Below are 25843 nucleotides of genomic sequence, written 5' to 3' on the forward strand. Positions count from 1 at the left end.
GGAATCGCAGTTTCGCTTGGCGGCTCCGGGTGCTTCTGTTCTTGCCCGGTGGGCCGTCGTCAGTTCTGGATCTCGGTCCACAGGGCGCGGACGCGGTCGTCGATCTGGTCGACGATTTCGCGGATTCGTTCCGGTGTCTCCTCGGCGGGGTCGGCCAGTTCCCAGTCCAGGTAGCGTTTGCCGGGGTAGATGGGGCAGGCGTCGCCGCAGCCCATGGTGATGACGTAGTCGGCTGCGCGGACGACGTCGTCGGTCAGTGGTTTGGGGAAGGCTCCGGACAGGTCGATGTGGCGTTCGGCCAGCGCGTCGATCACCAGGGGGTGGACCTCGGATCCGGGCAGCGAGCCGGCCGAGCGGACCTCGACCCGGTCGCCGGCGTAGTGGGCCAGCAGGGCGCTGGCGATCTGGGAGCGTCCGACGTTGTGCACGCAGACGAACAGCACCTGCGGGACGGTTGTCTCGATTTTGCCCTGTGCCAGGGCGAGAGCGCGGAGGCGGTCGGCGGCGAACCGTTCGGCGAGGATCGCCAGGTGGTCGCGGATTCTCGCGGTCCGCGACAGGGTGGTGTAGGACTCGAAGACGTAGCGCTCGATGGTCTCCGGGGAGAAGATTCCCTCGTACTTGCGGGCGAGGTCATCGGCTGTGTGTTGGAGGACTTGGGTGTCGAGCGGCGGGGTGTCGGCGGCCATGGCCTGGTCCTTTCAGGAGCAGCAGGAGGAGGTGGGTGCGCCGCCGATGGTCACCGGGAGTGGCCCGGCTGGCACGTCGCAGTATCCGCCGAGGTCTGTGGTGCAGACGCCGGTCTCGGGCAGTTCGAGGTGGACGGTGTCGGCGGCGACCCGGTCACCTGCCAGTGCTGCGGCGATGGAGCGGACCTGTTCGTAGCCGGTGGCCATGAGGAACGTCGGTGCGCGGCCGTAGCTCTTCATGCCGACGATGTAGAACCCGGGCTCGGGGTGGGCCAGCACGCGTTCGCCGTGCGGGGGCACGCTGCCGCAGGAGAGGAACTCCGGATCGATGAGCGGGCCGAGCTTCTGGGGTGCATCGACGGTCGGGTCGAGGTCGAGGCGCAGCTCGGTCAGCATCGACAGGTCGGGGCGGAACCCGGTGGCCGGGACGAGGACGTCCACGGTGAGCTTCTCGGCGCCGCTGGGTCCTGCGGCCTGGACGTGCAGCTGCTCGCCGTGAGTTTCGAAGCCGGTGATCACGAACGAGGTGTGGACATCGATTCGGCCGGATTCGACCAGGTCCCGGAGGCGGGTGCCCAGGGCGCCGCGGGCGGCGAGCTCGTCGCGGTCTTCGCCGCCGTAGGCGCGGGAGGCGTCCGCTGACCGGACGGCCCAGCTGATCCGGGTCGCGGGGTTGTCGTCGGCGAGCTCGGCGAGGTCGAGCAGCGTGTTGGCCGCGGAGTGGCCAGCGCCGACGACGAGGACGTGGCGGCCGGCGAACCGGTCACGGTCGACACCGGTGACGGCGGGCAGGGGCTGGGTGATGAGGCCGCGGGCTGTCGCCTCGGCTTCTCCGGGGGCGGGCAGGCCGGACCGGCCGAGTGGGTTGGGCTGGTGCCAGGTGCCCGAGGCGTCGATGACGCTGCGCGCCAACACGTCCTCGGACGATCCGTCGGAGGAGGCGATGCGGACGAGGAACGGGGTGGTCTCCCTGCCGGTGCTGCGGGTCTTGTCGATCCCTTCCCGGGAGACCGCGATGACGCGGGCGTCGGTGCGGACGACGTCGCCCAGCGCGTCTGCCAGCGGGGTCAGGTAGTCGGTGATCAGCTCGTGACCGGTGGGCAGGACTTCCGGGTTCGGGGCCTGCCAGCCGTCTGCCTCGAGGAGGCGGCGGGCGGCGTCGTCGATGTTGAACCGCCACGGCGAGAACAGGCGGGTGTGGCCCCAGTCGCGGATCGCGGCGCCGCTGGTGCTGCCGGCCTCCAGCACCAGCGGGGTCAGGCCGCGTTCGCGCAGGTGGGCGGCGGTGGCCAGCCCGACGGGGCCGGCGCCGATGACGACGACCGGCAGACTCTCGGTGTGGTTGGTGGTGTCAGCCATGGCTGGTCTCCTGAAGGACGGGGGCGGTTGCCGGTTCGGTGGCGGCGAGGAAGCGTTCGGCGTCTAGGGCGGCGGCGCACCCGGTGCCGGCGGCGGTAATGGCCTGCCGGTAGCGGTGGTCGACCGCGTCGCCGCAGGCGAAGACGCCGGGCAGGTTGGTGGCGGTGGTCGGGGCGTCGACGACGATGTAGCCGTCCGGGTCGAGTTCCAGCTGGCCCTTGACGAGTTCGGTGCGGGGCAGGTGCCCGATGGCGACGAAGATCCCGGTGGCATCCAGCTGGCTGGTGTTGCCGGTGAGTGAGTCGGTCACGCTCACGCCCGTGACCTTTTCGTCTCCGTGGATGGCGGTGATCTGGCTGTTGTACAGGAAGCGGATCTTCTCGTTCTGTTGTGCCCGCTGGGCCATGATCTTCGATGCGCGCAGGGTGTCGCGCCGGACCACCACGGTCACGGTCGCGGTGAACCGGGTCAGGAACAGTGCCTCCTCCATGGCCGAGTCCCCACCGCCGACGACGATGATGTGCTGGTCGCGGAAGAAGAACCCGTCGCAGGTGGCGCACCAGGACACGCCGTGCCCGGTGAGCCGCTTCTCATCGGCCAGTCCCAGCTCCTTGTACGCCGAACCCGCGGCGACGATGACGGCCGGTGCTCGGTAGGTGGCACCGGACAGGGTCGTGACCTCTTTCAGGGGCCCGGTCAGGTCGACGGCGGAAGCGTCGTCGTACTCGATGCGGGCCCCGAAGTTTGCGGCCTGCTCGCTGAGTCCCATCATGAGTTCCGGGCCCTGGATGCCGCCGGGGAATCCGGGGAAGTTCTCGACGTCGGTGGTGTTCATCAAGGCGCCGCCGTGGGTGACGGATCCGGCGATCACGCGCGGGGACAGCCCGGCGCGTGCCGCGTAGATCGCGGCGGTATAACCTGCGGGGCCGGACCCGATGATGATCAGCTCATCCGTTTGGGTGCTGGTGGTCGTCATGGTGTCAGCGCCTCACTTCGCGCCGGTCGATGCCGGCAGCAGCTCGGAGACGAGCTGCTCGATGCGGGCCTTGATGTCATCGCGGATCGGGCGGACCGCCTCGATGCCCTGGCCGGCCGGGTCTGCGAGGTCCCAGTCCTCGTAGCGCTTGCCCGGGAAGATCGGGCACGCGTCCCCGCAGCCCATGGTGATGACGACGTCGGAGGCCTTGACGGCGTCGGTGGTGAGGATCTTCGGGGACGCGGCGGTGATGTCGATGCCGTCTTCGGCCATCGCCTCGACGGCGACCGGGTTGATCTGGTCGGCGGGTTCCGAGCCGGCCGACCGGACCTCGATCCGGCCGCCCGACAGTTCGGTGAGGTAGCCGGCGGCCATCTGGGAGCGGCCGGCGTTGTGGACGCACACGAACAGCACGCTGGGCTTGGTCGTGGTGGTGTTGGGGGCAGCGGTCATAGGACCATCCAATCCGGGAGTGGGTATTCAGTCGTTGAGAAGTTCAGAGTGCAGAGCCTGCACGCGGGCGTCGATGTCGTCGCGGACCAGCCGCATCCGTTCGATGCCCTCGATGCCGCGCTTCGAGGGCTCATCGGTGTTCCAGGTTTCGATCGTGGCGGTCATACCGTCGACGGGTTCGACGTGGGCTTCCTCGCCGAGGACGATGACCCGGTCGACCCGGCGCAGCAGCTCGGGATCGATGGGCTTGGGCGATTCTCCGGACATGTCTGCGCCCACCTCGGCGACCACGTCGGCGGACAGGTTGTTGAGGGAGGTGCCGGGCTTGGTGCCGGCCGAGTGCACCTCAACCGCGTCGCCGGCATGGTGGCGCATCAGCGCGGCGGCCATCTGGGACTTGCCGCCGTTCTTGACGCAGACGAAGAGGACGCTGGGCTTGTTCGTGTCAGAGGTGCTGGTCATGCTCGGACTCCAGAGGTTCTGCGTGCGGGGACAGTCGGGTCGTTGGGGAAGAGTCTGCGGCCGGCCCACAGTGACACGTAGACGAGGCCGACGAGGACGGGGACTTCGATGAGGGGGCCGACGACTCCTGCCAGCGCCTGCCCGGAGGTGACTCCGAAGGTGCCGATCGCCACGGCAATCGCGAGTTCGAAGTTGTTGCCCGCGGCGGTGAACGCCACCGCGGTCGACTTCGCGTAGTTGAGTCCCACAGCTTTGGATGCGAAGAGGCTGATGGCGAACATCAGCACGAAGTACAGCAGCAGGGGCACTGCGATCCGGGCGACGTCCAGCGGCTGGGAGGTGATGGCATCCCCCTGCAGCGCGAACAGCAGCACGATGGTGAACAGCAGTCCGTAGAGCGCCCAGGGACCGATCTTGGGCAGGAACGTCTCCTCGTACCACTGCCGACCCTTGGCCTTCTCCCCGAACACGCGGGTGAGGAAGCCGGCCAGGAGCGGAATGCCGAGGAAGACGAGGACCGAGGCCACGATCGCCCAGACGGAGAAGTCCGCCGAGGTGGTGGGCAGTCCCAGCCACGACGGCAGGAGCTGCAGGTAGAACCAGCCGAGGGCGCCGAAGGCGACAACCTGGAACACCGAGTTGATGGCGACGAGCACGGCGGCGGCCTCGCGGTCGCCACAGGCCAGGTCGTTCCAGATGAACACCATCGCGATGCACCGGGCCAGGCCCACGATGATCAGTCCCGTGCGGTACTCGGGCAGGTCGGACAGGAAGATCCACGCCAGCACGAACATGAGCGCCGGGCCGACGATCCAGTTGAGGACCAGCGACAGGGTGAGCAGGCGCTTGTCACCCGTGACGCGGTGGGTCTCGTCGTAGCGGACCTTGGCCAGCACCGGGTACATCATGACCAGCAGGCCGATCGCGATCGGCAGCGACACCTCACCGATCTTCACCGCCTCCAAAGCGGTGTTCAGTCCCGGGATGAAGCGACCCAGCAATAGCCCCACCGCCATCGCCAGCAGAATCCACGCCGGCAGCCACCGGTCCAGGAACGACATCTCCTTCAGAACCGGCGCCGCAGCAGGCGCGGGGGTGGTGGCAGTGGTACTCATCCAAACTCCTCGTATCGACGAACGTCTATGAGAAGACTAAACCGACGCATCGATAGCCGTCAATGTATAATGTAGTGATGGCTACTGCATTCGAAAACGTGACACTGCTCACACTCCATGCGAACGACTGCTGCTCGCTGGCAGTCGCACCCTTGAGCGCGGACCAGGCCGAGCAAATGGCGAAAAAGCTCAAAGCGCTGTCCGACCCCACTCGGCTGCGGGTGCTGTCGCATGTGGTCGCACAGGGATGCGACGCGGTGTGCGCCTGCGACCTGACCGAGACACTCGGCATCAGCCAGCCGACGATCAGCCACCACCTCAAGAAACTCGTCGAGGCAGGCCTCCTGACCCGTGAACAGCGTGGGAAGTGGGCGCACTACACCGTGCTGCACGAAGCGTTCGCCGAACTGCGCCAGTTCCTCGCCCTGGACGGATGACCGCGCAGTGGACGTGAGAGAACGAGTCGATGTTGCCGTCATCGGTGGCGGACAGGCCGGCCTGGCAGTCGGCTACTACCTGCGCCGCGCCGGATTGTCCTTCGTGATTCTCGACGACCAGGAGGACCCCGGTGGGGCCTGGAGGCACGTGTGGCCCTCGCTGCGGCTGTTCTCGCCGGCAGAGTACTCATCACTGCCCGGCCGACTGATGCCGAGGACCGCCGGTGGCAACCCGGACCCCGATCACGTGATCCGGTATCTGGCCGACTACGAGGAGCGGTATTCGCTCCCGGTCGTACGCCCGGTTCGAGTCGATCAGGTCGTCCAAACCAGCGAGGGATTCCAGCTGCTCACCGATGCCGGCGAGTGGCGGGCGCGTGCCGTCGTCAACACGACAGGCACATGGTCTCAGCCCTTCTGGCCAACCATGCCCGGACAGAGGAATTTCCGCGGGAGCCAGATCCACAGTGCCGACTATCGCGGCCCGCAGCAGTTCGAGGGCCAATCCGTCCTCGTCGTCGGCGGAGCGAACTCAGCTGCGCAGATCGCAGCCGATCTCGTCGACGCCGCGACGGTGACCTGGTGCCTGCGCGGTGCGCCGCGCTACCTGCCCGACGGCGTCGACGGGCGTGAACTTTTCCGGGTGGCCAGCCAGCGGGTGCGCGCACTGGCCGCCGGAGAGCCGGACTCCGGCGGCGTCGCGGACCTGGGCGACATCGTCGCCGTCCCACCCGTCAAGAAAGCGCGGGGCGCAGGGCTGCTGATCCCGCACCCGATGTTCGAACGCTTCACCCCCGACAGCGTGATCTGGAATGACGGCAGCACACGCCGGATCGACACGGTGATCTGGTGCACCGGCTTCCGACCGGCGCTGCGCCATCTGCACAAACTCAACCTCCGGGAGTCAGACGGGACGATCAAGCTCAATGGAACGGCCTCACCCCGGATCCCGGGTCTCTACTTCGCAGGCTACGGGGACTGGACCGGCCCCGGATCGGCCACCCTCATCGGAGTCGGATCCACCGCGAAAGCCACGGTCGGCGCCATCGCCGGCGATCTTGAGTCCGCCACGACTGCTGCGGCCATCTCTGCACGAGCACGGTGAGTACCATCAGCGCATGGAGATGATGTGCGCGGACTGCGGATGCGCGGTCAGGCGGGGCGTGATCGTGCGCGCCTGTGAGCAGTATCCGGATTGCTGCTGTGAGGATCTGGCCGTCGCGGGCGACCATGGCACTGCGCGCGATGCATGACGCTCTTCGCCACGAGTGACCATATTCTGGTCGGCCGCACCCAGGGCGATCCTGCTCGTCTCAAGCAGAAGCCGTCCGGGTTCCGGGCAGGCTGAGCTGGGATGCATGAAAGTCGAAATGCCGGATCGGGTAGGCGTACACGTCCATCGGGTGCCGTTGCTGCCCCGTCGCGCCTCGGAGCCGCTCGCGCGGTGCAGGGCAGGCAGCCTCTAACTCGGCACAGTTGCGGCTGTATCCATCTCTGATCGCGGTTCGATCCATGATCGTCACCCTCAGCAGGTGGGGGCTTCCTCCGGCCTGCTTATCTCACCGACAACGCGGTCAGGCTGCGGCTGTAGCAGTAACGACCGTTTTCGCTACAAGACATCGCGCCACCGGCGCATCGTCGTCGGCACCAGGAGAAATCTGTGGCTTCGTTCGCTTGGTGGCGGGGTTTTTGCAGCGCTCCGTGGCGGTCTTGTTGCCGCGATCACGCAGGACTGGCTGCAGGTAGGTGTCGCGGTCTGAACCGAGAGGGGTGCGCCCGGTCGGGGCCGTTTGGATCGCTGCCGCTACGTCAGAGTCCGAAGGCTCCGCCGCTGACGAGGATCACGATGCCGAGGCCGATGAGAACGATGGGGAAGAGGATGTGCTCCCAGCGTTCGAGCACTTCGGCGATCGGGGGGCGGGTGGCGACGAACTTTGCCAGGGCCACCAGGACCGCGACGAGCGCGAGGAAGACGATGCAGTAGGCGACTACTGCGAGAGGTTCCACGCTGAGGAAGACAGGGGTGTAGACGCCGATGTTGTCGCCGCCGTTGGCAAGGGTGACGCCTGCGACTGTCCACACGCCGACCTTCTTGCCGGCAACCTTGGCCTCGTCGTCATCGTCGTCATCGTCTCCGCGCCAGGCCTGCCATGCGGCCCAGAGGCCGAGGCCCAGAGGGATGAGACCGAAGTACGGGATGGCTGCCGAGGGCAGGAATGCTCCGGCACCGATGGTCACCAGGACCGCGGCACCGAGGATGCCGGCGAATCCGAGGTACTGGCCGGCCAGAATGCGGGCGGTAGTGCCGCGCTGGCCTGCCCCTCGCGCGAAGAAGAGGGAGAGCACGATGATGTCGTCGATGTTGGTCGCTGCGAACAGGCCCATCGCCTGCAAGACCGAGGTGAGGATCATGCGCCCTCCCCAGCTGCGTCGCATCCGGGAAGCGAGCAGGCGGGATCGATGCACGGGGCGTCTTCGTCCACTGCCAGGGTGGCATCGACCAGTGCCGTCAGCGCCTGCGCCAGGTGCGAATCGGCGATCTCATATCGTGTCCGACGACCCTCGGGCTCGGAGACGACGATCCCGCAATCGCGCAGGCATGCCAGGTGGTTGGACACGTTCGGGCGTGTCAGGTCCAGATCTCGGGCCAGTTCCGCCGGGTAAGCGGGATGGTCGAGCAGGGTCAAGATGATCCGGGATCGAGTGGGGTCGGCCAGTGCACGACCCAGGCGGTTCATCACGTCGAGACGCGAAGCAATAGTCAGCATGGACTGAACTATACAGCGCGCACTGAACACTCGGTCACAGGCGTCAGCCCAGATCGCATGCCCGTAAGGGGAACCCTCACCGGACACCACCGCTACTTATCGAGAGGAACGACGGCACGCCTGGCGGGCTGTCCCGTAAGACCCGTCCGGTGAACTGTCCGGTGAAGGGAGGCTATATGACACACTGGGGAGCATGTCCCCCTTGAAGGTCGGCTATGCCCGAGTCTCCACCGACGAGCAGGACCTGACCGCGCAGCGTGACGGACTCGCGGCGTTCGGCGTCGATCCCAAGCGCATCTACGTCGATCACGGGCTCACGGGCCGCAACGCCGACCGTGAGGGCCTGCGGCAGGCGCTGGCTGCCTGTCGGGACGGCGATACGTTCGTGGTCACCAAGCTCGATCGGCTGGCGCGTTCAGTCCGTGATGCCCACCAGATCGCCGACGACCTCGCGGCGCGGGAAGTGAAGCTGAGCATCGCCGGATCGGTGTACGACCCGACCGACCCGATGGGGAAACTGTTGTTCAACGTGCTGGCGATGGTCGCCGAGTTCGAAGCCGACCTCATCCGTGCCCGCACCCGCGAGGGGATGAAGGTCGCCAAGGCCAAGGGCCGGCTGCGCGGGAAGTCACCGAAACTCACCCCCCGGCAAGAAGCTCACCTCGTCCAGCTACATGCCGCCGACGAGCACACCGTGGGCGAGCTGGCCGAGCTGTTCAGCGTGGGCCGCTCCACGGTCTACCGCGCCCTTCAGCGCGCCGAGCGCGGGCGCGAGAACGCCTTGCAGTAGGTGCGTCGTGGACGCTCGAGCGCGGTGGCGAATCCTCAGGCTCCACGTCGAGGACCAGGTGCCCCTCGCGCGCTTAGCTCGCGAGACCGATGTAGGGCTGCGGACCCTGGAGCGCTGGCACGCCCGCTACCGCGCCGACGGCTACGCCGGACTGGAGACAGCCTCACGGGCGGACACCGGGACCCGCCGCCTTCCGCCCGACCTCGTCGACCTGATCGAGGGCCTGGCACTGAGCAAGCCGCGGCCGGCCATCGCCACGATCCATCGCAAAGTCACCGGCATCTGCGCCACCCGGAGATGGCCGGTCCCCTCCTACTCGGTGGTGTGGGACATCGTGCGGACCCTGGATCCCGGCATGGTCACCCTCGCCCTGGAGGGCGCAGCGTCCTACCGCGACAAGCACGAGCTGGTGCTACGCCGGCAAGCAGAGCTGCCCAACGCGATGTGGCAATCCGATCACACCATGCTCGACATCCTGGTGGTGGGCACCGACGGCAAGCCCGCACGGCCATGGCTGACAACGATCCTCGACGACTGCTCCCGGGCGGTCTGCGGCTACACAGTCTTCCTGGGCGCACCGTCGGCGATGAACACCGCCCTGGCGCTGCGCCAAGCGATCTGGCACAAGACCGACCCGGCCTGGCCGATGTGCGGCTTGCCCGACGTGCTCTACGTCGACCACGGCAGCGACTTCACCAGTGACCAGCTCGCCCACACCGCCGTCGACCTCCATATCCGACTGATCCACTCCACCGTCGCCCGACCCCAGGGACGGGGCAAGATCGAGCTGTCCCGCGTCAAGTAGTTGGCAGGATTTCCTTGGTTTTGAATGTCGGGGTGGTGGGGTCGGCCAGGCCCCGGGTGCACCTCCTTGGGCCGGTTCCATGAGATGGCCTCGTGGGGCCGGAGCTCGTTGTACTCGATCCGGTAGTCCTCGGCCCGCTCGGCGAGCACGATCGCGTCGTCGATCTCGTCCAGGTAGAGCCGTTCGTACTTCAGCGTGCCGAAGCCGCGTTCACGGGACCCGTTCTGCCCCGTGGTCTTCACTCGGGTGCGCACGTGGTGTAGCTCGGGGTGGGCGGCGATGAAGGACTCGAAGCGGAAGGACCGGAACGGCCCGCCGTTGTCCGTCACGATGGTCACCACGGGCAACAGCTCACCGGTCTCGGGATCGACCGGGCAGGCCTCGACCAGCGGGTGACCGAACATGGCCTCGTAGTCGGCCAGGGCCAACTCGATCGCGTCGATCGCGTCGTGCTGGTTCCCGGTGGGCAAAACGTGGAAGGGGTGCTCGTACTTGGACCAGTAGTCCCGGCACCCGGCCAGCCGCCAGGTCCCTCCGGTGGTGGTCTCGAACTCGCTGAAGTCCAGCTGCCAGACTTGGTTCGGACCGGTCGGCTCGGTGGCGAACGCGGCCTTGCGCCGCTCGGCCGGCTTCCGTCGCTCCCGTTGGTACTGCGCGGGCAGAATCAGCCCCTCGTCGCGCAGGATTCGCAGCACGGTCGCCTCGGAAACCACATGCCCGTCGTGGCGGACCATTGCCCAGATCTTCCGATGCCCCCACGCCGGATGGGCCAGCGCGTGCGTGACCACCAGTTCGCTGGCGGCCTGCCGTGCCGGTTGCGGCCACGGTCCCTTCACCGCCGTCCCGGTGCGGGCCTTGGCCTGCCAGCGGCGCCAGGTCCGCTCGGGCATGTCGAAGAGCTGGCAGAACCTCGCGGTCGACATGCCCGCTTCCACGCGGATCACCTCGAGGTCCTCGAAGGGCCCAGCCGGCCCTCCGCGGACTTCTTCCACACCCTGGCTTCCAGGTGTGCCTCGCCCAAGGCCTGGGTCAGCTCGGCGACCTCGGCCTCCAGCTGTTCCTCTCGGGAGGATGGTCCGGACCTGCCGGCCACCAGGGCGGTCTTGCCGGCTTCCAGGAACTCGGCCTTCCACCGTCCGATGGACTGCTCACTGACTTTCTCCTTGCGTGCCGCTTCGGCGATGGACATCTCGCCGGCCAGCACGCTCAACACGATCCGGGTCTTCTTCTCCGCCGGAATCGAGGGTGGTCTACCCATGTCTGACTCTCCTTCAGGACCTACATAACGACCCTGCCACTAGGGCGTGTCTGACAATGATGTGGTTCGCTGGCTGAGAGCCTGGGAGCATGTCGAGATTCCAACTGCTCACGGATGCTCAATGGTCGCTGATTGCTGACTTGCTGCCTGCTCCGACCGGCCGCAGGGGCCGGCCCTTCGCTGATGCCCGCCAGATGGTCGAGGGCATCATCTACCGCTACCGATGCGGGATCGCCTGGCGGGACCTGCCCGAGACGTTCGGCAAGTGGCAGACGGTATGGACCTGGCATCGCCGGATGGCCGGCGACGGCACCTGGGACACCGCGCTGGCCCGCTTGACCGCTCACGCTGACGCTGCCGGCGAGCTCGACTGGTCGCTGTCGGTGGACTCCACGATCGCGCGTGCTCATCAACACTCAACGAACATCACGCGCCTAAAAAAGGGATTCGTCGAACTACACGAATCCGGACGTCGAGCCGCCTGACCACGCGCTGGGCCGGTCCCGGGGTGGGCTGTCGACAAAGACCCATCAGCTCGTCGACGGCCACGGACTGCCGTTGGTCACCGTGTGCACCGCCGGCCAGGACGGCGACTGCCCGATGCTCATCCCGCTCATGGATCAGCTGCGGGTCCAGCGCCCCGGACTCGGTAGCGCCCGCACCCGGCCGACAGCACTGCTGGGCGATAAGGCGTACTCCTCGCGGGCCAATCGTGCCTACCTGCGCAGCCGCCGGATTGAAGCAGTCATCCCCGAGCCGAAAGATCAACAGGGCCACCGCAAGCGCCGCGGCTCCAAGGGAGGCAGGCCGCCGAAGTTCGACGCCGAGAAGTACCGGGGCAGGAACGTCATCGAGCGCGGCTACAGCCGCCTGAAGCAGTGGCGGGCCCTGGCCACCCGCTACGACAAACTCGCCATCGTCTACCGCGCAGCAGTCGTACTCAACGCGGCTATTGCGTGGCTACACCATTTATCGGACACGCCCTAAGTCTGACGCGCGACAGAGCGGTTCTTCGGGACCATCAACACCGAGCTACTCGCCACCCTGCCCGGACACATCACCGAAGGGGACCCCTGGCCGACACCGAAACTGTCCCTGGCCGACCTCGATAGCGCCCTGGAGGCGTTCGTGGCCACCTACAACGACCGCACGCACAGCGAGCTCGGAACCTCCCCGCGCAGCGCGTGGATCGCGGACGGCTGGCTGCCCCGAATGCCCGACAGCCTGGAAGACCTCGACAGACTGCTGTTGACCGTCGCCAAGACCCGCGTCGTGCGCCGCGATGGCATCCGCTTCCAGGGCCTGCGCTACGTCTCGCCAACTCTGGCCGGCTACGTCGGACGCTCGGTCGTGATCCGCTACGACCCCCGCGACATCACCGAGATCCGCGTCTTCGATCACGCCGAATTCGTCTGCAAGGCCGTCAACCAAGAGCACCACGATCAAAAGGTCAGCCTCAAGGAGATCCAGGCCGCGCGCAACGCCCGCCGCCGAGCGCTGCGAGCCAGCATCAACTAACGCATCGCCCTCGTGGCCGCACCTACCGAGATGGGGTGTATCAAGGTTCTTGGACAGTTCCTCTTGATGGGAGAGGATCAAGAGCATGGCAAGTGCATCACGGCGGAAGTTCAGCCCGCAGTTCAAGGCTGAGGCGGTCCAGCTGGTCGTGCAGAACGATCGGCCGATCGTCGAGGTGGCCGGCGAGCTGCAGGTCAATCCGGGGACTTTGGGCAATTGGGTCAAGCGTTACCGGCAGGACAACCCGGAACCGGTTCAAGAGTTGAAGCCGGCCGATCACGCTCGGCTGGCTGAGTTGGAAGACGAGGTCCGGCGGCTGCGGATGGAGAACGAGTTCTTAAAAAAAGCCGCGGCCTTCTTCGCCAGGGAGCAGGACTGAATGAGAAGTCAGCCCTGATCGAGGCGGAGAAGGGAAACTATCCGATCAGCTGGATGTGTCAGAAGCTGGGCGTGGCCCGGTCGTCGTTCTACGCGTGGCGGGCTCGAGTCGGGACCCTCACGGCGACGCAGGCGCGTCGCGAGGCGCTGAAGAGCGAGATCGTACGGGTCTTCGCACAGCAGCGCGGGACTGCGGGATGCCGGCGGATCGCGGCCGAGCTCAACGACAACGAGTTCCCCTGCTCTGTGGGACTGGTGGCCGATCTGATGCGCGAACTGGGGCTGGCTGCGATCCAGAAGCGCGCCTACAAGCGCACTACCGTCGTCGATGAGCAGGCCCAGGTTTTCACCGATCGGCTGGAACGCGACTTCGACCCGGACTCTTATGCGCCGGGGCAGGCGCTGGTCGGCGACATCACCTACCTGCGCACCGGCCAAGGCTGGTTGTATCTGGCCACGGTGATCGATTTGGCTACGCGCATGGTCATCGGCTGGCAGATCGCCGAGCGCATGCGCGCCAGCCTGGTCGTCGATGCTCTTGAGATGGCGCGCACGCAAGGCGGAGCCACGGCAGGAGCGATTTTTCCATTCCGACCATGGATCGCAGTACACCTCGGATGAGTTCACCCGTTATTGCAGTGAGAACGGGGTTTTCCAGTCGATGGGTCGGACAGGGGTGTGCTGGGACAACGCGGCGGCCGAATCGTTCTTCGCCACTTTGAAGAACGAGATGTACTACCAGCAAGTCTTCGAGACCCGCGGTCGAGCCCGGCTGGCGGTGGCTGAGTACATCGAGGTGTTCTACAACCGCCGTCGGCGCCACTCAGCGCTGAGCTACCGGACACCGGTACAAGCTTGGAACGATCACCACGGCGCCGCTGAAGACCTCGTCCAGGCGGCCTGAGCAGAGAAGGAAAACTCGTAGGGACTGTCCACATTCCTTGACACAGCCCAAGACGCCACGGATCACCGAAGCACCGGCTCCGGCGCCGAGGTCGGCGTTGAAGATCTACAAGGAGGACCTCAGGTGAGCCAGCGCTTCATCGTCACCAAGGAGCACCGCCGCTTCACCGAGTTCGCCGACGCCGTGCGCCGCGGGCACACCATCGGTTTGTGCTTCGGATCAGCCGGCGTAGGAAAGACACTCTCCGCGCGCCGCTACGCACACTACGAGAAGGCTCATGACCTGCTGACCTACTGGGGGCCGCGCTCCGACAACGACGCCAAGATCTACGCCGCCTTGAACCGGAGCCGCACCGTGCTCTACACCCCCAGCGTGCTGACCACCCCGCGGACCCTGAAGGACGAGCTGACCCAAGCCATCACCCGCACCAACATGTGCATCGAGCAGCACCTCGTACCTCCCGGCACGGCCACTCCCGAGGCCTGGGGATGGCGACACGGCAGGAACTACGTGGAGCTGATCATCGTCGACGAGGCCGAACGACTGCGTCCCGCCGCTCTGGAACTGCTGCGCGATCGCTACGACCGCGACGACATCGCCCTGATCCTGATCGGCATGCCCGGCCTGGAGAAGCAGTTCAGCCACTACCCCCAGTTCTACAGCCGAGTCGGCTTCGCCCACCAGTACCGGCCCCTGGGACAAGACGAACTGCTGTTCGTCCTCGAGCGACACTGGCGATCCCTCGGCAAGACCCTCGACCCCGACGACTTCACCGACGCCCAAGCCATCGCAGCCATCGCACGGATCACCCGCGGCAACTTCCGGCTCCTCGAACGCCTCTTCCCCCAGATCCAGCGGGTCCTGAAGATCAACGAACTCGACACCATCACCAACGACGTCATCGAAGCCGCACAGAGCACCCTGGTCATCGGTGTCACCTGACCCCGCCACGAAGCGACCGAAGAACCCCGCCATTCAGCAGACGAAGTCACAGCTACGGGCAGGCAGGAATCGGCAAAACCCTGTCGGCCAGGCGATATGCCAACTGGCACAAGGCCGAGAAACTCCTGGAACAATGGGGGCCCCGCGATGACTCGGACCACCAGGTCTACGCCGCCTTAGCCCAAAGGCGAACCGTGTTCTACACCCCGCAGGTCCTCGCCAGCCCTCGCCAGTTCATGCAAGACCTCACCCACATCACCTCTCGCGTGGCGATCTGCATCGACCAACACCTGAACAAGAACGGCACGCGACAAGGACCGGTTATGCACTGGGACAAGCACGTCGAACTCATCATGATTGACGAGTCCGAACGACTTCGCCCTGCCGCTCTGGAGTACCTACGCGACAGCTATGACCGCACCAACACCGCGCTCATCCTGATCGGAATGCCAGGAATCGAGAAGCAATTCAGCCGCTACGCACAGCTCTACAGCCGCGTCGGCTTCGCCCACGAGTACCGGCCCCTCGCCGAAGACGAACTCCGCTTCGTCCTCGAACGCCGCTGGCGCAAACTCGGCCAAACCCTCGACCCCGACGACTTCACCGACGCCCAAGCCCTCGCGGCGATCGCTCGCATCACCCGCGGCAACTTCCGCCTCGTCGACCGACTCTTCACCCAGATGGAACGCATCATGAAGATCAACGATCTCAACACCATCACCGACGACGTCGTCGAAGCCGCCCGCTCCACGCTCGTCATCGGCATCACCTGAAGCCGCCACCTCCAGCTGCAGAAAGCCGCCAACTCGAGCTAACAGTCACAATCATGGGAAACTTCCCACCGGTGCCGGAGATCCCACAGGTTGTGGTCCGGCGAGTGCCGCAGCCCAAGATGTAGTGACATGCGTCGGAACGACGGGGAACGCCTGTTCGAATAGCGAGACGCGGGCCGGTCCATCTAGCACTCGCGGGGTTGACTTATGGGTAATGACACGCGTGTAATTTCGGTAGGGGAAAACCGGGAACGGAGCGGCGGCAGCGCCGTCCGGACCCGAACTAGAGCAGGGGGAAATCGTGCCAGAAGCGCGACATCACGCAGAGGAATGGCGGGCACCGCACTATCCGTCGGTGACCGAGCGCACCGCGGAGGACTGGTTCGTCGACCCGACCCGCCCGGCGCCCGGCTTCGTCCCGGACCCGCTCTCGCTCGACCCCACGGATCTCTCGCCGATCCCGACCCGGTCCGAGGCCGAGGCCGCCGTGTCCCCGCTCTCGCTGCTGTTCGGCGGCCTCGAGGACGGCGTGCTGTCCTGGCAGGACCAGGCCCTGTGCGCGCAGACGGACCCGGAGGCGTTCTTCCCGGAGAAGGGCGGCTCCACGCGTGAGGCGAAGAAGGTGTGCGCCTCCTGCGAGGTGCGCACGCAGTGCCTGGAGTACGCGCTCGAGAACGACGAGCGCTTCGGGATCTGGGGCGGACTGTCGGAAAGGGAGCGCCGCCGGCTGAAGAAGCAGGTGGTGTGAGCTTTGCGGTGACCGTCGTCGTCGACCTCGACGACGGGCCGATCGCACCCGACAGGCTCGCCGCGCTGCGCCGGGACCACGCCGATGTCACCGGCTTCCTCGCGCTGTCCTCCGGCCCGGCGCGCGCCGGCGTCCACACCCACGCCGAGGCCGCCTCCGCGCCCGTCCTCGAGCGCTCGCAGTACGTCTGGTTCCTCACCCCCGGCGCGGAGCCGGATCCCGACGCGCTCCCGCTCCTCATCGAGGCGCTCAACACCGCCGAGACCCTCGGTGCCGTCGGACCCGTCGTCACGACGGCCGGTCCGACAGCCCCGCTGCTCGTGTCCGCCGGGGTCACCACGACCCCCGACGGCCTGCGCGTCAACCCGGTGACCCCGGGCGAGACCGACGCCGGTCAGTACGACCGCCGGCAGGACGTGCTCGCCGTCGACGTCCCGGGGATGCTCGTCCCCGCCGCGCTCGTGCGCGCCATCGGCGTGCCGTCCCCCGCGCTCGACCCGGCGTACCGCGGCATCGAGTACTGCCGCCGGATCCGGGCCGCCGGGTACCGCATCGAGCTCGCGCCCGGTGCGGTCGTCGCCGTGCCCGAGGCCGGGCCGTACCGCTCCTCGGCCCGCCCCCTGCCGAGCCCGCGCGCCCTGCGCGAGGAGCACCGGTACCGGCTCGCGCTCACCCCGCGGTCCCGGACCACCTGGACGATGGTCCGGCTCGGAGCCGCCGCGCTCCTCGCCGCCCTCGGCTGCCTGCTGGCCAACGACCCGCGCCGCGCGGCCTGGAACCTCCGCGCCCTCCTCGCGCTCCCGGCCGACGCCCGTGCCACCGCCCGGGTCCGGCGCACCCGCTCCGGCCGCGATCCCGCATCCGTCCTCTTCGCGAGCCGGCACGCCCTCGAGATCGCCCGGCGCGAGCTGCACGACGACGGGGAGCCGGCCGCGGAGAACGAGCGCGACGCCGGTCCGCTCGACACCGCCGGCGAGGTCGCGCGCTATTCGACGATCGAGGTCGCCGGCCGCCGCAGCCTCCTCCTCCACCCGCTCACCGCGGTCCTCGTCGCCACCGGGATCGCCTCCGGCCTCATGCTCCACTCGCTCGCCGGGCCCGGTGCGCTCACCGGCGGCGCGCTCCCGCGCCTCGACGTCCCCGCCGGCGCCGTCCTCGACCGGATCCTCACCCCGGTCGACCGCCAGGGGCTCGGCTCCGCGCTGCCCGCCGACCCGCTGCTCACCGTCCTGCTCATCGCCGCGCTGCCGTTCCTCGGCGACCTCGACCTGCTCGTGCGCGTGCTGTGGTTCGCCGCGCTGCCGGGCGCGGCCCTCATCATGTACCTGTGCGCCGCGCGTCTCGCACCGCCGGCCGGCATCCGCGGGCTGCTCGCACTCGTCTGGGCCTGCTCCCCGGCGCTCCTCCTCGCCCTGCTCGAGGGCCGCCTCGGCACCGTCGTGGCCTGGCTGCTCGCGCCGGTCGCCTGCTGGGCGCTCGAACGGGCCGTGCGCCTGCGCCGCGCCACCGCGGCCGCCGGGGCCGGACTCGCGCTCGCCGTCGTGCTCGCCGGCGCCCCGTTCCTCGTCCTGCCGGTGACCGCGGCGCTCCTCGTGCTCCTCGTCGTGCTGCGCCGCCCCGGCCTCGTCTGGACCCTGCTGCCGACCCTCGGCCTGTTCGCCCCCTGGCTCGTCTCCGCCGTGCGCCACCTCGATGTGTTCCTCACCAACCCCGGCGCACCGTTCGACTTCGCCACCCCGGCGAGCTACGAGCTCGGTCTCGGCTATGCCGCCCGGCCCGGGTCCGCGCTCCTCGACCAGTGGCTGCCCGACGGCGCCACCCCGTGGATCCTGCTCGCCCTCATGCTCCCGCTCCTGCTCGCCGGGGCGCTCGCGCTCACCCGGGTGAAGAACTCGCTGGGCCTGCTGCTCGCCTCCACCGTGCTCTACTGCGCCGGGCTCGCCGGCGGGATCGTCCAGTCCGCGCTCGAGGCCGGGCTCACCGCCGACCGGCTCATCGCCTCCTACCCGGGCGACTCGCTGCTCCTCATGGGGCTCGGCGCGGTCGGGCTCATCGCCTGCGCCCTGTGGCCGGCGGACTTCGACCGCGCCTCCCGGCTGCGCTCGGTGAGCCTGCGCGTCCTCGTCCCGGGCGCCGCCCTGCTCGTGCTCGGCGTATTCACCGCCCAGTCACTGCTCGGCGGGCTCGCGCTCACCCGCACCCCGGACTCCCCGCTGCCGGCGTTCGCCACCGAGCGCGCCACCGGCCCGCTCGGCCAGCGCACCCTCGTCCTCGACACCCGCGACGGCCAGCTCTACGGCGAGCTCGCCGGGCCGGGCACCGGGACCGTGCTCACCACTGCGACCCTCCACCAGGCGCAGCGGATCGGCGGGGGGCCGTTCGATCGCCGCCCGGAGCCCCTCGACGCCGCCGACACCGCGCTCGCCACCGCGATCGGCGGCCTCACCGCCGGCGACGGTTCCGATGTGCGCCCGGCGCTGCAGGAGCTCGCCGTGGGCTTCGTCGTCGTCCGCGACACCGCCGAGGACTCGCTGAGCCGGGACGTGTCGGTGTCGACCGGGCTGACCCGGCTCGGCGACTCGGCGCAGGGCCGCCTGTGGCAGGTCGAGACCGACGGAGCGCCGATCTCCGCCGTCTCCCTCGTCCACCCCGACGGGAGCGTCGAACCCGTCGAGGTCCACGACGGGGCGTTCACGATCCCCGCCGGCGAGGACGGACGCACCCTCGTCGTGTCCGAGCGCGCAGGACTCACCTCGGTGCGCCTGGACGGCGCGCCGCTGCCCGCGGCCGAGGCCGGGTGGCGCACCGCCCACGCCGTCCCCGCCGCCGGCGGCAGCGGCACCCTCGAGGACCGCCGGGCCGGTCACACCGTGCTCGCCGTCACCGGCCTCGTCGTGCTCGGACTCGCCGTCATCACCGCGCTGCCCTTCGGCCGGTCGGACGCACCGCTGCGCACCGGGGGCAGCCGTGCCGTCCCGGTCCGCCGCACCGCACCGCCGAGGAGGGCCGGGACATGATCAGCGAGCGCAACCTGCGGTCCCTCGTGACCTTCGCCGGGATCGCGGTGCCCGGCGTGCTCATCGCCGCCACCGGCTTCCTCACCCCGCTCGCGGGAGGCTCCGTGCAGCGCGGCCCGGAGCAGATCCGGCTGCCCGCCTCGGACACCGTGTCCGTGTGCCCCGGTCCCTGGCAGACGGCGGAGGAGGCCGCCGGCACCGACGCGGAGTTCTCCACCGATCCCGCCCCGCCGGCGACGGTGCAGTCGGCGACCGTCCTCACCTCCGCCCCCGACGGCACCGCGCAGGCCGCCGGTCTGCGCTCGGAGTCCCTCGACGGTGCGGAGAACTTCACCGTCGGCACCTCCCGCGGCTTCGTCACCGGCGACGACCTCGTCGACGCGCCCACCCGCATCACCGGGCTCGCCGCGGAGGAGCACCCCGCCCTCGTGTCCGCCGCGCAGACCGTCGCCGCCGACTCCGGGGACTTCGCCGGGCTCGCCGCGCTCAGCTGCACCCGGCCGGCCACCCGCGCGGTGCTCACCGCCGGCGGCACCGCCGCCGGTGCCGATTCCCGGCTCCTCATCGGCAACCCCTCGGCCTCGTCGATCACCGTGGAGATCGCGCTGCGCGGTGCGCACGGCCGCGTGGCCGCAGCCGGGGAGGACGCGCTGAGCCTGGCGCCGGGCGAGCAGCGTGCCGTCCAGCTCGGCGCGCTCGCTCCGGACGAGGAGGTGCTCGGGATCGAGCTGCGCGCCGCCGGCGGGCTCATGACCGCCGCCCTCCAGCAGATCGAGCGCGACGGTCTGACCGCGCTCGGCATCGAGTACGGGGTCCCGACCGCTCCGGCCGGCTCCACCGCCGAGGTCCCCCTCGCCGCGGCGGGCTCCGCCGCGGTGCGGATCGTCAACCCCGGCGACACCGCGGCGAGCGCGCGCATCGAGTACCTCGGCGCCGACGGCCCGGTGGAGATCGAGGCGGGCTCCGCTGCGATCCCGGCCCACGGCAGCGTGGAGGTGGCGCTCGGCGAGGTCCCGGCCGGGGTCGTGCGGATCACCGCCGACGCCCCCGTCCACGCCGGGGCCCGCCTCGCCGCCGACGGCGACTTCGCCGAGGTGCCCGCGACGGCTCCGCTGCGCGCCGGCCAGCTCCTCCTGCTGCCGCGCGGGCCGGCGGCGGAGGTCGTGCTCGGCAGCGCCGACGGAGAGGTGGTGCTCACCGGGGTGCGCGAGGACGGGACGAGCACGGAGCCGCACGCCGTCGACCTGTCCCCGGACCGGGCGAGCACGGTGACGCCGAGCGCGCTGTTCGGGGAGGCCGTCACCGGGCTGCGCTTCGACACCCCCGACGGAGTGCGCGTCCATGCCGCGGCGATGGCAGTGAGCGAGGCCGGGATCAGCGGGCTCGTCGTGCCCGCGCCGCCCACCGGGATCGGCTACCGCGACATCCGCCTCGGGCACTGAGCGTGCGCCGGTGTGCGCAGGGCGCGGGACGGCAGGCGCGGCGGGCGGGGGTCAGCCGCGCGCCTCGGGCCACAGCTCGGCGGCATCGCGGCCGCACAGCAGCCCGGCCTGCTCGCCGATGATCCGGCCGAGCAGGTCGACGAGCTCCTCGCGGTCCGCGCAGCGCGAGGCGATCGGCAGCCGGTGGACGACGATCGTCGCCGGCCGGCCCGGAGCGGCCGGGAACACGCGTCCGAGCTCGACGGCACCGGTGGGCGGGGGCACCCGGTCGACGGCGAGCACGACCCCGTCGAGCTCGCCGTCCGCGCGGGAGCGGATCCGGTCCATGATGCGCGCGGCGAGGCGGTCGAAGCGCGCGGCGCGCGAGCGCGCGCTCGGCACCGGGGCGGAGAAGATCTCCCCGCGCAGGCCGCGGCCGTGCCGGTCGCGGGCGTGGGAGCGGGACATGGGGCCGATTGTATTAGACTCTCGTGGTGTGCCCGGAGTGAGACTGTGTTCCAAGACGAACTGCGCGAACAGCGCCGCGTGGACCCTGACGTACGTCCACGCCGACGCCTGCGTGGTCATCGGTCCGCTCGCGATGCGCGCCGAGCCCGGCGCCCACGACCTCTGCTCCCGCCACGCCGAGCGCCTCATCGCCCCGCAGGGCTGGCAGCTCATCCGGCTCGGGGCCGGCGAGGAGCAGCCCGAACGCAGCCGCGACGACCTGCTCGCGATCGCCGACGCCGTGCGCGAGGCCGCTCGGCCCAAGCCCGCGCCGGCCGCCGGGCCCGCCCCCGTCGCGCGGAGCCACGGCCACCTGCGCGTGGTCGGGGACCCCGAGGAATGACGGACCGCTCCTCCCGGCTGTCCCGCGCGCTCAAGGCCTACGACCTGCGCGGCCGGGTCGGCGACGACCTCGACGACGACCTGCTGTTCGCGCTCGGCTGGGGCACGGTGCGCACGATGCGCGCCCGCCACGGCACCGCCGGGGTCGTCATCGGCGCGGACATGCGCCCGGACTCCCTGGGATTCGCCCGCGCGCTCGCCCGCGGGGTCGCCGCCGCCGGGGGTGCACCCACCCTGCTCGGCCTGTGCTCGACCGACCAGCTGTACTTCGCCTCCGGGCGCTCCGGCCTGCCCGGCCTCATGGTCACCGCGAGCCACAACCCGAGCGGCTGGAACGGCATCAAGGTGTGCGGCCCGCACGCGGCGGGGATCTCCCGCGCCGGCGGCCTCGACGCGATCGCCGACTCCGCCCTCGACGCCCCGCCGGACCCCGCCGCCGGCGACCCGGCGGCGGCCGCGGAACCCCGGCCGGACCCGGACGCGGCCCGGGAGCTCGCCGTCGGGTATGCGGAGACGATCCGCGCGCAGACCGGCATCACGGGCCTTCGCCGGCCGCTCACCGTGATCGCCGACTGCGGCAACGGGATGGCCGGCAAGCTCCTGCCCGAGGTGTTCGGCACCGCCGCGCTCGCCGCTCCCGTCCTCCTCGACGTGCGGGGGATGTACACCGAGCTCGACGGCACCTTCCCGAACCATCCGGCGAACCCGCTCGACCCCGCCAACCTCGTCGACGTGCAGCGCGCCGTCGTCGACTCCGGTGCCGACCTCGGGCTCGCCTTCGACGGCGACGCCGACCGCTGCTTCGTCATCGACGAGACCGGGCGGGCGACCTCGGCCTCGGCGATCGGGGCGCTCGTCGCCCGCCGGGAGATCGCCCGCGCTCGCGCGGCCGGGGAGGACGCCCCGGTGGTGCTCCACAACCTCATCACCTCGCGCGCGGTGCCGGAGACCGTCGCGGCGGCCGGGGGCCGGCCGGTGCGCACCCCGGTGGGCCACTCCGGGATCAAGCAGCTCATGGCCGAGCACCGGGCGGTGTTCGCCTGCGAGCACTCCGCGCACTTCTACTTCCGCGATTTCTCCGGCGCCGACAGCGGCATGCTCGCCGCCTGCCACGTCATCGCCGCGCTCGCCGACACCGGCGGGACGCTCAGCGCGCTGCTCGCCGACCTCGACCCCTACGCCGGCTCCGGGGAGATCAACTCCACCGTGGCGGACCCGGCCGCCGCGCTCGCTCGGTTCCGCGCCGCCGCCGGTGCCGGAGTGTTCGGCGCGGGCACGCTCGACGAGCTCGACGGGGTGACGCTCACCGGCGCGGACTTCTGGGCCAACGTGCGTCCGTCGAACACCGAGCCGCTCGTCCGGTTCAACTGCGAGACCCCGGACGCCGCACGCACCGCAGCCCTCACCGCCGAGGTGCTCGCACTCGTCCGCGCCGACGATCGACCCTAGACTGGACGCACACCCGACGGACAGTAAGGACTCACGTGCTCGAACACCGCATTGCCGACATCACCCTCGCCGAGGCCGGCCGCCACCAGATCCGCCTGGCCGAACGCGAGATGCCCGGTCTCATGAGCCTGCGCGAGGAGTACGGGGACGCCCGGCCCCTGCGCGGCGCCCGGATCGCCGGCTCCCTCCACATGACCGTGCAGACCGCCGTGCTCATCGAGACGCTCACGGCGCTCGGCGCCGACGTCCGCTGGGCCTCGTGCAACATCTTCTCCACCCAGGACGAGGCCGCCGCCGCGGTCGTCGTCGGCTCCGGCACCGTCGAGGAGCCCGCCGGGGTGCCGGTGTTCGCCTGGAAGGGCGAGACGCTCGAGGAGTACTGGTGGTGCACCGACCAGATCTTCCGCTTCCCCGAGGGCGCGAACCTCATCCTCGACGATGGCGGCGACGCCACCATGCTCGTCATGGAGGGTGCGGAGGCCGAGGCGGCCGGCGGCGTGCCGGAGCCCGGTGAGAACGCCTCCGCGGAGGCCCGCGTGTTCGCCGCTCGCCTGCGCGAGTCGCTGGCCGAGGACGCCGGGCGCCTGACCCGGATCCGCGACGGGCTGCTCGGCGTGAGCGAGGAGACGACCACCGGCGTCAACCGGCTCTACCGCCTCGCCGAGGCCGGCCGCCTGCCGTTCCCGGCGATCAACGTCAACGACTCGGTGACGAAGTCGAAGTTCGACAACCGCTACGGCATCCGCCACTCCCTGCCCGACGGCCTCAACCGCGCCACCGATGCGCTCATCGGGGGCAAGGTCGCGCTCGTCATCGGCTACGGCGACGTCGGCAAGGGCAGCGCCGAGGCGCTGCGCGGCCAGGGGGCGCGCGTGCAGATCGTCGAGATCGACCCGATCTGCGCCCTCCAGGCGGCGATGGACGGCTACGAGGTCGTCGACGCGCAGGCCGCGATCGGGCAGGCCGACTTCGTCATCACCACCACCGGCAACACCCGGGTCGTCGACACCGATCTCCTCACCCGCCTCAAGCCCGGCGCGATCGTCGGCAACGTCGGCCACTTCGACGACGAGATCGACCTCGCCGGCCTCGAGAAGCACAGCGGGGTGGAGATCGTCGAGATCAAGCCGCAGGTCCACGAGTGGACGATCCCGGTGCCCGCCGAGCTCGGGCTCGACCGGGAGGAGACCTCGTTCGTCGTGCTCTCGCAGGGCCGGCTGCTCAACCTCGGCAATGCGACGGGCCACCCCTCGTTCGTCATGAGCGCCTCGTTCACCAACCAGGTCATGGCCCAGCTCGAGCTCTTCACGAACCACGACGACTACCGGCCGGGCGTGCACCGGCTGTCGAAGGTGCTCGACGAGAAGGTCGCCCGCCTCCATCTCCCGGCGCTCGGCGCGCACCTCACCGAGCTCACCAAGGAGCAGGCGGAGTACATCGGCGTCGACGTGGCAGGCCCCTACAAGCCCGAGCACTACCGCTACTGATCCCGCCACCCCGCGCGGCACAGCACAGCACAGCGGCACAGCCAGAAGGCAAAATCCTGCGGTTCCTGAGAACGGAACCGCAGGATTTCGCTGTCTCGGCCGGTGCGTGCCGCACCGCGGCGGAGGAGCCCGGTCCGGCGGCGCGGCCCCGCCGCGCCGCCGGATCCGATGTCACTCGTAGAGGTTGGGCTTGATCTCCTCGGAGTCGATGGTGTCCTTGTCGTACCAGTAGAAGCCGGTGTCGATGGTCTCCGGCAGGTCCTCGCCGGCGAGCGCCTTGACCGCGGCCTCGACGGTCTCGCGACCGATCCCCACCGGGTTCTGGGTCACGGCGCCGAACTCCGTGCCCTCGCGGATCGCGTCGAGCTGGGCCTTGCTCGAGTCGAAGCCGACGATGGTGACGGAGTCGACGACGTCCTTCTCCTTGACCGCGTTGACGACGCCGACCGCCGAGCCCTCGTTGGTCCCGTAGAGCCCGGCGAGGTCGGGGTTGGCCTCGATCATCGCGTTGGCGATGTCGGTCGACTTGAGCTGGTCGCCGCCGCCGTACTGGGTGTCGACGATCTCGATGTCGGGCTCGTTGGCCTCCATGTACCCGACGAACCCGTCGCGGCGGTCGCGGCCGGAGGACGAGGTCTGGTCGTGGGCGACGATCGCGATCTTGCCCGAGCCGTCGATCGCCTCGGCCATGTGCTTCGCGGCCTCCGCCGCAGCCGCCGTGTTGTCCGTCGCCGCGGTCGTCACCGGGATGTCGGAATCGACGCCGGAGTCGAAGGCGATAACGGGGATGTCGGACGACTGGGCGCGCTCGAGCAGCGGGGCCGCGGCCTGCGAGTCGAGGGCGGCGAGCGCGATCGCGTCCGGGTTCTTGTCGAGCGCGGTGGTGAGCATCTGGATCTGCTGGTCGACGTCGGTCTCCGTCTCCGGGCCCTCGAACGTCACGCGCACGTCGTGCTCGGCGGCGGCCTCCTCCGCGCCCTGCTTGACGGCCTGCCAGAACTGGTGCTGGAAGCCCTTGGACACGATGGCGATGTACGGCTGGTCGCCGTCCCCGCCGCCGGACCCGCCGGACTCCGCGGACTCGCAGCCGGTGAGGGTGAGGGTGAGGATCGCCGCGCCGGCGGCGACGGTGCTCCACAGTGAGCGCTTCATGTGAACTCCTTCGTTCATGGACGGTGCTGGGGTGGGCGGTGCTGGGGTGGACGGTGGTGCCGATGAGGTGGTCTGCGGCGGTGCGGGACCGCG

Annotated in this window: 24 protein-coding genes and 3 pseudogenes; 15 read left to right on the plus strand and 12 right to left on the minus strand. The window is 69.6% G+C overall.

Annotated features, from left to right (window positions below):
* Positions 1-59: 59 nt before the first annotated feature.
* From FDF13_RS08050 to arsB, 6 genes are read right to left on the minus strand one after another with little or no spacing between them, the layout of a single operon-like run.
* Complete coding sequence (locus tag FDF13_RS08050; protein WP_137319196.1) at positions 60-689, minus strand: arsenate reductase ArsC; 630 nt, start codon at positions 687-689, stop codon at positions 60-62.
* Positions 690-701: 12 nt separating this feature from the next.
* Complete coding sequence (locus FDF13_RS08055) at positions 702-2048, minus strand: FAD-dependent oxidoreductase (protein ID WP_137319197.1); 1347 nt, start codon at positions 2046-2048, stop codon at positions 702-704.
* Entirely contained in the window at positions 2041-3024 is a 984-nt protein-coding gene (gene trxB, locus FDF13_RS08060) for a thioredoxin-disulfide reductase (RefSeq protein WP_137319198.1), read from the minus strand. Before trxB ends, FDF13_RS08055 begins: the two co-directional genes overlap by 8 nt.
* A gap of 12 nt (positions 3025-3036) precedes the next feature.
* Entirely contained in the window at positions 3037-3477 is a 441-nt protein-coding gene (locus tag FDF13_RS14985) for an arsenate reductase ArsC (protein ID WP_217494834.1), read from the minus strand.
* Between the two features lie 27 nt (positions 3478-3504).
* The gene (locus tag FDF13_RS14990; protein ID WP_217494835.1) at positions 3505-3939 is read right to left on the minus strand and encodes a low molecular weight phosphatase family protein; all 435 of its coding nucleotides are present in this window, start codon (positions 3937-3939) and stop codon (positions 3505-3507) included.
* Entirely contained in the window at positions 3936-5054 is a 1119-nt protein-coding gene (arsB, locus tag FDF13_RS08070; RefSeq protein WP_137319199.1) for an ACR3 family arsenite efflux transporter, read from the minus strand. The genes FDF13_RS14990 and arsB overlap by 4 nt, the downstream gene beginning before the upstream one ends.
* Positions 5055-5131: 77 nt before the next feature.
* Between arsB and FDF13_RS08075 the strand changes: the two genes are divergently transcribed.
* Both FDF13_RS08075 and FDF13_RS08080 read left to right on the plus strand, forming a co-directional pair.
* Complete coding sequence (locus FDF13_RS08075; RefSeq protein WP_254668742.1) at positions 5132-5491, plus strand: helix-turn-helix transcriptional regulator; 360 nt, start codon at positions 5132-5134, stop codon at positions 5489-5491.
* Between the two features lie 13 nt (positions 5492-5504).
* Positions 5505-6596 (plus strand): ArsO family NAD(P)H-dependent flavin-containing monooxygenase, encoded by a 1092-nt coding sequence (locus FDF13_RS08080; protein WP_137320433.1) that lies wholly within the window; start codon positions 5505-5507, stop codon positions 6594-6596.
* A 704-nt stretch (positions 6597-7300) separates the two neighbouring features.
* On the opposite strand, the gene FDF13_RS08085 is transcribed toward FDF13_RS08080, so the two are convergent.
* Together FDF13_RS08085 and FDF13_RS08090 are read right to left on the minus strand one after the other, a co-directional pair.
* Positions 7301-7903: a cadmium resistance transporter gene (locus tag FDF13_RS08085; protein ID WP_016997609.1), complete on the minus strand. Its 603-nt coding sequence runs from the start codon at positions 7901-7903 to the stop codon at positions 7301-7303.
* Positions 7900-8259: a helix-turn-helix transcriptional regulator gene (locus FDF13_RS08090; RefSeq protein ID WP_006590980.1), complete on the minus strand. Its 360-nt coding sequence runs from the start codon at positions 8257-8259 to the stop codon at positions 7900-7902. Before FDF13_RS08090 ends, FDF13_RS08085 begins: the two co-directional genes overlap by 4 nt.
* A 193-nt stretch (positions 8260-8452) precedes the next feature.
* Between FDF13_RS08090 and FDF13_RS08095 the strand changes: the two genes are divergently transcribed.
* Together FDF13_RS08095 and FDF13_RS08100 are read left to right on the plus strand one after the other, a co-directional pair.
* Positions 8453-9049, plus strand: a complete 597-nt coding sequence (locus tag FDF13_RS08095) for a recombinase family protein (protein ID WP_010534181.1) — start codon at positions 8453-8455, stop codon at positions 9047-9049.
* A gap of 7 nt (positions 9050-9056) precedes the next feature.
* Positions 9057-9836 (plus strand): annotated as a pseudogene (locus FDF13_RS08100) (DDE-type integrase/transposase/recombinase); the annotation flags it as partial.
* Here FDF13_RS08100 and FDF13_RS08105 read toward each other — a convergent pair.
* On the minus strand, positions 9719-10777 hold the full coding sequence (locus FDF13_RS08105; protein ID WP_368074059.1) for a transposase: 1059 nt from the start codon (positions 10775-10777) through the stop codon (positions 9719-9721). The pseudogene FDF13_RS08100 and the gene FDF13_RS08105 overlap by 118 nt on opposite strands.
* 17 nt (positions 10778-10794) lie before the next feature.
* A complete protein-coding gene (locus FDF13_RS08110) occupies positions 10795-11112 on the minus strand; it encodes a helix-turn-helix domain-containing protein (protein WP_010080477.1) in 318 nt (105 codons plus the stop codon).
* An 89-nt stretch (positions 11113-11201) separates the two neighbouring features.
* Here FDF13_RS08110 and FDF13_RS08115 point away from each other — a divergent pair.
* From FDF13_RS08115 to FDF13_RS08150, 8 genes and pseudogenes are all read left to right on the plus strand, one after another.
* Positions 11202-12099, plus strand: a protein-coding gene (locus FDF13_RS08115; protein ID WP_175406849.1) for an IS5 family transposase whose coding sequence is annotated in 2 segments (ribosomal slippage) — positions 11202-11558 and positions 11560-12099 — 897 coding nt in all. Because the reading frame shifts where the segments join, the coding sequence is not laid out codon by codon here.
* A 141-nt stretch (positions 12100-12240) separates the two neighbouring features.
* Positions 12241-12630 carry a Mu transposase C-terminal domain-containing protein gene (locus FDF13_RS08120; RefSeq protein WP_254668743.1) on the plus strand — a complete coding sequence of 130 codons (390 nt, stop codon included), beginning with the start codon at positions 12241-12243 and terminating at the stop codon, positions 12628-12630.
* An 85-nt stretch (positions 12631-12715) separates the two neighbouring features.
* Positions 12716-13912, plus strand: a pseudogene (locus FDF13_RS08125) (IS3 family transposase).
* Positions 13913-14035: 123 nt separating this feature from the next.
* Positions 14036-14854, plus strand: a complete 819-nt coding sequence (locus FDF13_RS08130) for an AAA family ATPase (protein ID WP_037161208.1) — start codon at positions 14036-14038, stop codon at positions 14852-14854.
* A 53-nt stretch (positions 14855-14907) separates the two neighbouring features.
* Positions 14908-15627, plus strand: a pseudogene (locus FDF13_RS08135) (AAA family ATPase); the annotation flags it as partial.
* A 355-nt stretch (positions 15628-15982) separates the two neighbouring features.
* Positions 15983-16375, plus strand: a complete 393-nt coding sequence (locus FDF13_RS08140) for a WhiB family transcriptional regulator (protein ID WP_295689568.1) — start codon at positions 15983-15985, stop codon at positions 16373-16375.
* The gene (locus tag FDF13_RS08145; protein ID WP_137319201.1) at positions 16372-19392 is read left to right on the plus strand and encodes a glycosyltransferase family 2 protein; all 3021 of its coding nucleotides are present in this window, start codon (positions 16372-16374) and stop codon (positions 19390-19392) included. Before FDF13_RS08140 ends, FDF13_RS08145 begins: the two co-directional genes overlap by 4 nt.
* Complete coding sequence (locus FDF13_RS08150) at positions 19389-20834, plus strand: DUF5719 family protein (protein ID WP_137319202.1); 1446 nt, start codon at positions 19389-19391, stop codon at positions 20832-20834. The genes FDF13_RS08145 and FDF13_RS08150 overlap by 4 nt, the downstream gene beginning before the upstream one ends.
* 51 nt (positions 20835-20885) lie before the next feature.
* On the opposite strand, the gene FDF13_RS08155 is transcribed toward FDF13_RS08150, so the two are convergent.
* Positions 20886-21281, minus strand: a complete 396-nt coding sequence (locus tag FDF13_RS08155) for a metallopeptidase family protein (protein ID WP_137319203.1) — start codon at positions 21279-21281, stop codon at positions 20886-20888.
* A 28-nt stretch (positions 21282-21309) separates the two neighbouring features.
* On the opposite strand from FDF13_RS08155, the gene FDF13_RS08160 reads away from it, so the two are divergent.
* The 3 genes from FDF13_RS08160 to ahcY are packed head-to-tail and all read left to right on the plus strand — an operon-like array spanning position 21310 to position 24598.
* Positions 21310-21663 (plus strand): DUF3499 family protein, encoded by a 354-nt coding sequence (locus tag FDF13_RS08160; protein WP_247618906.1) that lies wholly within the window; start codon positions 21310-21312, stop codon positions 21661-21663.
* On the plus strand, positions 21660-23111 hold the full coding sequence (gene manB / locus FDF13_RS08165; protein ID WP_137319205.1) for a phosphomannomutase/phosphoglucomutase: 1452 nt from the start codon (positions 21660-21662) through the stop codon (positions 23109-23111). Before FDF13_RS08160 ends, manB begins: the two co-directional genes overlap by 4 nt.
* A gap of 35 nt (positions 23112-23146) precedes the next feature.
* Positions 23147-24598, plus strand: a complete 1452-nt coding sequence (gene ahcY, locus FDF13_RS08170) for an adenosylhomocysteinase (protein ID WP_137319206.1) — start codon at positions 23147-23149, stop codon at positions 24596-24598.
* A 171-nt stretch (positions 24599-24769) separates the two neighbouring features.
* Here ahcY and FDF13_RS08175 read toward each other — a convergent pair whose 3' ends face one another.
* Positions 24770-25750, minus strand: coding sequence for an ABC transporter substrate-binding protein (locus tag FDF13_RS08175; RefSeq protein ID WP_137319207.1), 981 nt, complete (start codon positions 25748-25750; stop codon positions 24770-24772).
* Between the last annotated feature and the right edge of the window lie 93 nt (positions 25751-25843).

Origin of the sequence: Brevibacterium sp. CS2 (assembly GCF_005280295.1) — a bacterium.
Lineage (GTDB): Bacteria > Actinomycetota > Actinomycetes > Actinomycetales > Brevibacteriaceae > Brevibacterium > Brevibacterium pityocampae.